At 42.2% G+C, this 8593-nt stretch carries 9 protein-coding genes and 1 tRNA gene; 4 read left to right on the forward strand and 6 right to left on the reverse strand.

Features of this window, described 5'->3' with window-relative positions; genetic code table 11:
- The first annotated feature begins 7 nt into the window (after positions 1–7).
- A complete protein-coding gene (locus tag ABWK04_01700; protein MEZ0360601.1) occupies positions 8–1198 on the forward strand; it encodes an ABC transporter permease in 1191 nt (396 codons plus the stop codon).
- Complete coding sequence (locus tag ABWK04_01705) at positions 1191–1850, forward strand: ABC transporter ATP-binding protein (GenBank protein ID MEZ0360602.1); 660 nt, start codon at positions 1191–1193, stop codon at positions 1848–1850. Before ABWK04_01700 ends, ABWK04_01705 begins: the two co-directional genes overlap by 8 nt.
- Here the strand turns inward: ABWK04_01705 and ABWK04_01710 are convergent.
- The 3 genes from ABWK04_01710 to ABWK04_01720 all read right to left on the reverse strand — a co-directional run bounded on the left by ABWK04_01710 (position 1847) and on the right by ABWK04_01720 (position 3901).
- The gene (locus ABWK04_01710) at positions 1847–2776 is read right to left on the reverse strand and encodes a glycosyltransferase family 2 protein (GenBank protein MEZ0360603.1); all 930 of its coding nucleotides are present in this window, start codon (positions 2774–2776) and stop codon (positions 1847–1849) included. The genes ABWK04_01705 and ABWK04_01710 overlap by 4 nt on opposite strands.
- A gap of 20 nt (positions 2777–2796) precedes the next feature.
- A tRNA-Arg gene (locus ABWK04_01715) sits at positions 2797–2870 on the reverse strand.
- Between the two features lie 80 nt (positions 2871–2950).
- Positions 2951–3901: a DUF523 and DUF1722 domain-containing protein gene (locus ABWK04_01720; protein MEZ0360604.1), complete on the reverse strand. Its 951-nt coding sequence runs from the start codon at positions 3899–3901 to the stop codon at positions 2951–2953.
- Positions 3902–3914: 13 nt separating this feature from the next.
- Between ABWK04_01720 and coaE the strand changes: the two genes are divergently transcribed.
- Entirely contained in the window at positions 3915–4508 is a 594-nt protein-coding gene (coaE, locus tag ABWK04_01725) for a dephospho-CoA kinase (protein MEZ0360605.1), read from the forward strand.
- Here coaE and ABWK04_01730 read toward each other — a convergent pair.
- Both ABWK04_01730 and ABWK04_01735 read right to left on the reverse strand, forming a co-directional pair.
- The gene (locus tag ABWK04_01730) at positions 4491–5690 is read right to left on the reverse strand and encodes a (Fe-S)-binding protein (protein MEZ0360606.1); all 1200 of its coding nucleotides are present in this window, start codon (positions 5688–5690) and stop codon (positions 4491–4493) included. The two genes, coaE and ABWK04_01730, sit on opposite strands and share 18 nt — an antisense overlap.
- A gap of 116 nt (positions 5691–5806) precedes the next feature.
- Positions 5807–7114, reverse strand: a complete 1308-nt coding sequence (locus tag ABWK04_01735; GenBank protein MEZ0360607.1) for an FAD-dependent oxidoreductase — start codon at positions 7112–7114, stop codon at positions 5807–5809.
- Between the two features lie 177 nt (positions 7115–7291).
- Here ABWK04_01735 and ABWK04_01740 point away from each other — a divergent pair, with 177 nt between their 5' ends.
- The gene (locus ABWK04_01740; GenBank protein MEZ0360608.1) at positions 7292–8317 is read left to right on the forward strand and encodes a PAS domain-containing sensor histidine kinase; all 1026 of its coding nucleotides are present in this window, start codon (positions 7292–7294) and stop codon (positions 8315–8317) included.
- On the opposite strand, the gene ABWK04_01745 is transcribed toward ABWK04_01740, so the two are convergent.
- The coding region (locus ABWK04_01745; protein MEZ0360609.1) for a sigma-54-dependent Fis family transcriptional regulator at positions 8285–8593 on the reverse strand (309 nt) is incomplete at its 5' end. The two genes, ABWK04_01740 and ABWK04_01745, sit on opposite strands and share 33 nt — an antisense overlap.

Genomic DNA, 8593 nt, shown 5'->3' on the forward strand with positions numbered 1-8593 from the left:
CTAATGAGTGCAATACGCTTTAAAGACCGTAGCGCGCATATCCTTCAGATACATATTAGCCAGTAGAGGTTCAACATTACTTGTATCCATCATTGCCCTTTTGGGCGTGATCTTGAGCGTTGTAGCTGTCCTTCTTACTATGGGTGTTTTTGCAGGTTTCCAGCACGCATTAAAAGAGAAGATCCTTTCAACCTCACCTCACATCGTGGTTAGTCTTTTGACAGGTGATCAGATGACTGACTACGAAGATAGGATAAAGCTTCTCAAAGATGTAAAAACCGTTTATCCGATCGTCATATATCAAGCTATCCTCTCCAAAGGTAGTTCTATTCAAAGCGTGAGCGTAAAAGGTATGAGACCCTCTGACATACTTAGAAAGAGGAAGTTTTTAATTGAAGGTACTTTTCATGGTGGGATACTCGTAGGTAAGGGTCTTTCCGATCTTATGGGTATAAAGGTGGGTGAAAGTGTGACTTTGGTCTCACCAATGGGTAGAGCTACACCCTTTGGTTTTATACCTAAGGTGGCAAGTTTTAAGATAGATGGCGTGTTTCAGACCGGCACTTTTGATCAGGATTACCTCACAGTTATAATGCCTATGTCTAAAGCTACGGAATTTTTCGGTCCACAGTGGCAACTCTACGGCTTTGAGGTGTTTGTAAAAGACCCTTACAAAGCCCAGGAGGTGAAAAGAGAAATAGAAAAAGAACTCGGTAACGCTGTCGTGGTACGCTCGTGGATAGATCTGAACAAACCCCTCTTTAATGCCTTACAGCTTGAAAAGGTAGGCATATTCTTTGTCCTCCTTTTGATGGTAATAGTTGCATCCTTTAACATAACGAGCCTCCTTTTTATGAAGGTAAGGGAAAAGATCAGGGATATAGCTGTCCTGCGCACCTTTGGACTTAAAAAAGTGGAAGTAGCCATGATATTCGTACTTGAGGGGATCACTTTGGGTACTGTAGGCTCTATCGGTGGTCTTTTAATCTCACTAATTGGCGGGTATCTCATAAACGAATACAAACTGGTTAGGGTACCTGCAGATGTTTACCTTATGGATCATGTGCCTGTATTTTTTGAAACAGGGGATGTGGTAATTACCTTAGGTGGCGCTTTTTTCCTTTCTTTACTTGCAAGCCTCCTACCTGCTTACAGGGCTAGTAAGATGAGTATAGTGGAGATCCTCAGAAATGAGTGAGGTCATCAAGGTTTCCAATCTTTGGAAGGTCTATCCAGACGGTACTAAGGCTTTAAAATCTGTTGATCTTGTAATCAAAGAAGGAGAGTTCTGTGGGCTTATGGGACCTTCAGGTTCTGGAAAAAGTACACTTCTGCATCTCATAGCTGGACTTGATCGTCCCACGGAAGGGAAGATATGGGTGCTTGGAAGGGAAGTAACAGCTATGAAAGAGGATGAGCTTGCGGACTTCAGAAAAAACAATTTAGCCTTTGTGTTTCAGCTGTTCTATCTTCTAGAAGATTTTAGCGTGCTTGAAAACCTTCTGCTTGTAGGTGATATGGTTGGTATAAAGGATGCAAGAAAGAAAGCTCTTGAAATTCTTAGCTTTTTGAGACTTGAGGACAAGGCACATCAAAAGCCCAGCCAACTCTCAGGGGGTCAGATGCAGAGGGTAGCCATAGGTAGAGCCTTAATGCTTGAACCCAAAGTGTTACTTGCGGATGAACCTACGGGAAACCTTGACCTTGAAGAAGGCACAAGAATATTTGAACTGTTTAAACACCTCAATCAAGAGAGGGGAATTACTTTCCTCGTTGCAACACATAATACAGAACTTAGCAAATTTTTCAGCAGGATAGTAAGGCTTAGAGATGGTACTTTATTTTACTAAAGATTTATCTTTTGATCTATAATGTAGGGTTTGTCTTCCTTACTTCTATAGTATATTCTTACCAAAAGTTCAGCTATTATTCCTGTTGATATGAGCTGTATACCCGCAAGTATGGAAAGGGCGCTTAGTATCAGAAGGGGTCTCCCTCCTATGCTTTCCTCAAGAAAGAGCTTAACAAATAGAAGATAAGCAAGCGCTAAAAGACCAACAGAAAGAAACACAAAACCTACAAAACCAAATACGTACATGGGCTTGTTTATATACTCGTTGAGGAATTTTACCAGTAGTATGTCAAGAATAACTCTTACGGTTCTTCCTATACCGTACTTAGACCTTCCATAAAGTCTTGGATGATGCCTGACAACGATTTCCGCTATCTTTGCCCCCTGTCTTTTAGTCAAAGCCGGTAAAAATCTGTGCATGTCCCCGTAAAGTTCAAGCTCCTTCAAAAGCTCAGATCTGTACGCTTTCAGAGTACAGCCATAATCATGAAGGTACACGCCGGTTACTTTGGATATTATCCAGTTGGCAATGACCGAAGGAAGCTTCCTTGAAAGGAATGGGTCTTTCCTGTCCTTTCTCCAACCGCTCACGAGATCGTAACCTTCCTCCAACTTCTTAAGAAGTAAGGGTATGTCCTCAGGGTCGTTTTGAAGATCGGCATCCATGGTAATTATCACATCACCTCTTGCGTGTTGAAAGCCTGCGTACATGGCAGCGGTCTGTCCGTAATTTCTCTTAAAGCGTATCACCTTCACTTGTTTGTCCTTTTGAGCTATATCCTTCAAAACCTCAAAAGTTCCATCTTTTGAGCCATCATCAACGAATATGATCTCGTAGTCTCCATCAAGTACCTTGGTTAACTTTTCATAAAGTATGGGAATATTTTCTCGCTCGTTATAAGCTGGGATAACTACGGATATCATTTTCTTCATTATAACACAAGCGGGCCCGGAGGGATTCGAACCCCCGACCTAGGGATTAGAAATCCCTTGCTCTATCCAACTGAGCTACGGGCCCTTATACCCCGCACCCGGGACTGCAGGCTTACCGTTGCTCCCTTTCGGGCCTGGCGGGGTTCACCCTTTCCCGTTGCGGGGTTAAGTATTAATTATAACACTCCTCAAATCTTTTGGGTAAGGCTCAAGATAAACTTGATCAAAGAGGTATTCTTCCCCAAAAAGGTAAGTCCATGTCCTTAGTATCTCAAGGAGAGTGTAAAGTGTTTCATGTCCACGTTTGTAGTTTTCAACGAGTTCGAAGAAGTGCCTTTTCTCCGTATCGTTTATTTTATCAGAGATATGTCCCATAATGTGCAGAAGTACGTTAATGTGTTGACCTTTTGATGGTCTTTTTTTGAGCATTTGCAGGAAGAGAGTTTGATAAGTCTGGAGACTGTCTGGAAGACTCTTTGAAGCATTCGCTACAATTCTTCCCATCTCTTTTAGCTTTTGCTGAGAGTGTGCCATAATGAGATACTTGTATCTGCGATGGAAATCCACAAGATCCTTTACGTCCTCCACCTTGGATAGGCTTTCCCTAAGATCAGCTATAGCAAAAAGCCTTATGAGAAAGTGATCCCTGAGATCCACATTCCTTAGTCTTTTTTCATCTTCAACAGGTACAGATTCAAATCTCTCAAGCACTTTTAGGGCGAAAAGTCCCTTTCCACGTGCAAAGGCTTGCTTTCCATAAGGATCCTTGTAAATGCGCGTTCCCGAAACACCGCAGGAAGGTGATTTCCCCTTCAGGAGAAAGCCATCCACTCGCTCAAGGGAGCTTAAAAAACTCTCCGCAAAAGAGATCATCTCATCGGTAAGATCCATACCCGTTGAAGGCTGAAAAATCCTGAAATCTTCCTTCATATAGACTATCACCTTTTCTCTGGGTGCTCCCAAACCTATTGAGATTTCCGGACATACAGGCACCACACGACAGTACTCCCTGAGCTTGATGGCAAACTCGTCCTTTATATATTCTCCGTTATACCTGACCGGCTGAAGATCAAGGCAGGCACTCATCACAAGCACGGGTTTTGGAAAGTTTCTCATGTAGAATTAATTTATGCTCAAGGTAGGGCTTACCGGAAATATAGGCTGTGGGAAATCCACCGTAGCTGATATGTTTAAAAAGCTTGGAGCGTATGTGTTTGATGCGGATAAAATTATAAAAGATCTCTATCAGGAGAGGGGAGATGTTTATAGAAGGGTTATAGAAAATTTTGGTAGCGCTGTGCTGGATGAAGAAGGAAATATAGACAGAAAGAAGTTAGCCGACTTGGTCTTTTCCGATATTAAAAGGCTAAGGGTCCTTGAAGAGATAACGCACAGCGCTTTGTATACCAAGTTGGAGGATGAGTTTAAATCTTTACCGCAAAAGGCTATAGCGATCGTTGAAGCGAGCCTTCTCGTGGAAAAAGGGACTTACAAAAATTACGACAAGCTCATAGTGGTTTACGCTCCATACGAGATTTGCAAGGAGAGGGCAATAAAGGCAGGTTTTCCCTTAGAAGACTTCAAGAGAAGATGGGAACACCAACTTCCTCCTGAGGAGAAGGTAAAGTATGCAGATTTTGTCATAGACAACTCGGATGGAATAAAGCAAACACAAAAGCAAGTAAAAGAAGTTTATGAAAAGCTTTCAAGACTCATCCGTTAGCCTCTGTGCGAGATAATCAGCCAAATGCATAACCTCTTGCCCGGTTCTGTGCTTTATGCTTCCATCTTTCAAGTTAAGTACGCAACCAGGACAAGTAGAGAGAACTATCTGAGCCCCTGTGCTTGCAAGATCCTCTATCTTTTCCTTTTGTATCTGATCGGACATCTTGGGATTCGTTATAGAAAATAGCCCAGCAAAACCACAGCAGGATTTATCTTTCTGCGCCTTTTTCACTTGCGCATCCTCTACCGAATGCATAACTGAATAAAAAACGTCATCTCCTACCTTCATGGCGCTATATGAGTGGCACGGAACATGAAAAGTGATTCTCTCGCCTCTCCCTTTAAACTTTAGACCTTCCCTGTAAACTATCTGTGCAAAGTCAAAAACTTCCTTATTTATACCGTAGTCTTCCTGAAGAGCCCCACCACAAGTGGGACATGCAACTACTATGGCATCGTATTCGTACTTTTGCATCTCCTTAAGGTTATGCTCTTTCAACTTCTCAAAGGCTTCCGTATTTCCCGAATAGTAGTGGGGAGCGCCACAGCACCTTATATCTTCTGGAACTATAACCGTGTAACCTGCCTTGTTCATGAGTTTTATAACGCTCTCACCTGTCTTTCCGTAAAAGGCGTCTATCATGCATCCCGTGAAGAAGAGGAGCTTTCCCTTTTCCTCTTTTGCCTTAAAGACCTTCCCGCGAAGAGCGAAAGCTTTTGAGGTAGGCTTGGGCATGAACTTAACAGCTCCCGTAGGAAAAGGTGTCTTTATCTCATTTACGGGGAGGTAGTTCATAACTTTGCCTGCAAGCTTTACAACATTTCTCCCAGCTTTGGTTTGCATAAGTTCAAGGGCTTTCAGACCAGCCGACTTTACAAGCCCAGAACCTAACCTTTCCTTTTGCATGTGTTTGGCATAAACTAAAATCTCTTTGTATTGTACATCGTTAGGACATATCCACTCACATCTTCTGCACATAGCGCATTCATCCCACTGTTTTGCCACTTCTTCATTTAGCACAAGATCACCTTTTATCACCATCTCAGCGAGGGCAAGCCTTCCCCTTGCAAAGCTTCTCTCTTCTTGATTCACCATATAAGTAGGACAAACAGATTTACAAAGACCGCACTTTACACATTTTTGAGCGAGATCTATAGGAATCTCAATGATCTTTTCCATAGTCTAACTAAATATAGTCACGTACGGAACTTTATGTATGATAGGGTTAATAAAAAAAAACAAACCCCCATTTAGGGGGTACTTAAAAGAGGTGAAAGGGACTGGAAAAAGGGAGGTTACGCGAACATATCTCTGTATAGCCCCTTTGCCCACTCTATGTAAGCCTTATAATTGCTTTCCTTTGGCTGTTCGTCAAGTTTTACGTTGGCAAACTCAAACTTTCCGTTGCCCAGATACTTATAAGTAAGGTCTATCCATATGGCTTCCTCTGGTGCTACCGCTGAGTAGCACAAGGTTCTTGGAGGTTCGTAGGATATGTCCTTACCAGCTATCTTTGCGAGTATAAGCTTTGCCACATAGTGAGCTTCCGTATTGGAGGTATTTCCACTCTTTGAGAATGGCTGATTCCTTGAGTCTCCCGTGACATAAACCCTTTCATCACCTACAGCGTGGTATTTTAGGGGATCTATATCGGGCCATCTTTCACCTTTCTTCACAAGACCAGCCTTAAATACTATCTCACCCGCTTTGCATATAGGGTATATGGCACCGTCATCAAAGTCTATATCTCCATAAGCTTCCGTTGATATTTTACGACCATTCACATCAACAGACTTTATACCTGCGTTTGGATAATACTCTACGTATCCTTTAACAAAGTTGTCCCACGCATAGTGAAAGCCCTTTGCTTTAACAGGCGGATCTGGATGGTTGTCTACAAGCACTACCTTTCCATTTATTTTATTCTTCTTAAAGTACCAGGCTATGAGCGTTGCCCTTTCATAAGGCGCAGGGAGACATCTGTAATCAAGTCCGGGTGGTACCGTAAGAACAAAAGTCCCCTTTTCAAAGTTCTGTATCTTCTCTTTTATCCTTATGTGTTCAGATGCAGGTATGAAACCTGCTGGATAACGAACCTGTGCAAGTTCTATCTCCTTAGGATCCTTTATCCAAGCTTCGTAGTAGTAATCTATACCTGGAGCAAGCACCAGATAGTCGTAGCTCAGCACTCCTTTATCTGTATACACCTTTCTCGCGTTCCTGTCCACGTCAATTACGGACGTTCCGGTAAGAATGTGATAGCCGTGTCTGGCTGCAGGCGTAAGAAAATCGTGCATAAGAAATTCTAAGTTTACAAGATCCACGAGCCATAAGTTACTTACCGGACAGGAAAAGAACTCATGTCTCTTATCGATGAGAACAACATCTACGTTGGGATTACCCATCTTTATGTACTTGGCGATAGTCAACCCGGACCATCCTGCACCTACTATAACAACGCGAGGTGAGTTCTTTGAGGGTTTAGGAAGGTTAAGTTCCTCCATCTTCTTCGCGAAGGTAAAACTCGCACCTCCACTTAGCAAAGATGCGGCAACAATGCTACCGCCTGATAGCTTCAAAAAATCCCGCCTGTCTAACTTCATATTATGTCACCTCCTTGTTTTTTTAACATCTTTTTTATATGCAAACTGCGTACCAAAAAAGGTAACATTTTATAATAATGCAAAAGCCTTACTTTCTGTGTAAAAGTCTTCCAAAAGATGACACTTATGACAGTGCGCAGAGACATGTATGTCTTGGGTGATATACTATAACTCATAATGGAGAAGTTTTCCATTTTTGACGCCTTTGAGGAAGAGGTTGTGGTGATAGATAGAAACTACAGGATACTATACGCCAACTACAAGTATGCAAAGGATCTGGGGTACAACTCAAAAGAAGAAGTTATAGGCAAAGAATGTTTCAGAATTTCACACTACAGGGATGAGCCATGTGATGGTGAGTGTCATCCTTGTCCTCTTAAGGAGATAGAAAAAACCGGAAAAGCTGTCAACGTTATACACACACACTATACGCATGACAAAAGCGAGTTTCCAGTAGAGATATGCGCATATCCCTTACAAGACGGTTCCGTACTGCAGATAATAAGGGGTATAAAAAGTGACAAAGAAAAGTATTACCTATTTAGCTTATCTCAACGGCTCAGTTCTATATCTTACCTGGCTCTCGGGGTTGCTCACCAGATAAACACCCCCCTTAACATCATATACACTTATGTGCAAATGCTTGAGAGGGAATACGGAGAGAAGGAGGAGATAGAAAGAATAAAGGAGGCTGTGTGCGCCTGCAAGGATTACATAGGTAAACTTCTCCTTATGGTTCGCAATTCAAAAGAGAGAAGCCTCGTTGATGTGAAAAAGGCTGTGGAAGATTGTGTTGAGCTTTTGAAGATATACGCAGAAGATAAGGGTGTAGTCATTGAAAAAAGTATAGATCAGTGCGGTTTTGTTTTAGGTAGTGAGTCTGATGTAAGACACATAATAACTAACCTACTCATAAACGCCATACAGGTTTCTGATAAAGGAAGTAGGGTGTATGTGAGAGCGGGTATAAACGGTACGTATGCATTCGTTGAGGTTCAAGATGAAGGTCCGGGTATAGATCATGAGGAGCTTAGCAAAATATTCCTGCCTTTTTACCAGGGTAAGAACAGGAAAAATAAAGATGGATGTGGATTAGGGCTTTCCATAGTGGACAGTATAGTCAGGGACATGGGTGGTAATGTGCATGTGGATTCAGAGCCAGGCAAAGGTTCAAAGTTTGTTGTTAAACTCCCGCTCCTTTAAAATTTTTAGCTTCCTGTAGACTGTCCTCTTGCTACACCCGAGCACTTTTGCTACCTTGCTCACATCCTTTAGAACTTTCAAAAGATAAGCTGTATATCTGGCTTCAAGAAGCTCAAGGTCGGGCATACCCTCAAAAAGTTCTCTTTCAAAAGTGCCGTTTTCTCGGGATATAAAAAGGTAATCATCCACAAAATCGCCATCAGCCAGTATGCATGCCCTTTCTAAAAGATTCTTCAGCTCCCTTATATTCCCTTTCCATGGGTAGTTTTTCAGCAT

It is taken from the genome of Hydrogenobacter sp. (assembly GCA_041287335.1).
Taxonomy (GTDB): Bacteria; Aquificota; Aquificia; order Aquificales; family Aquificaceae; genus Hydrogenobacter.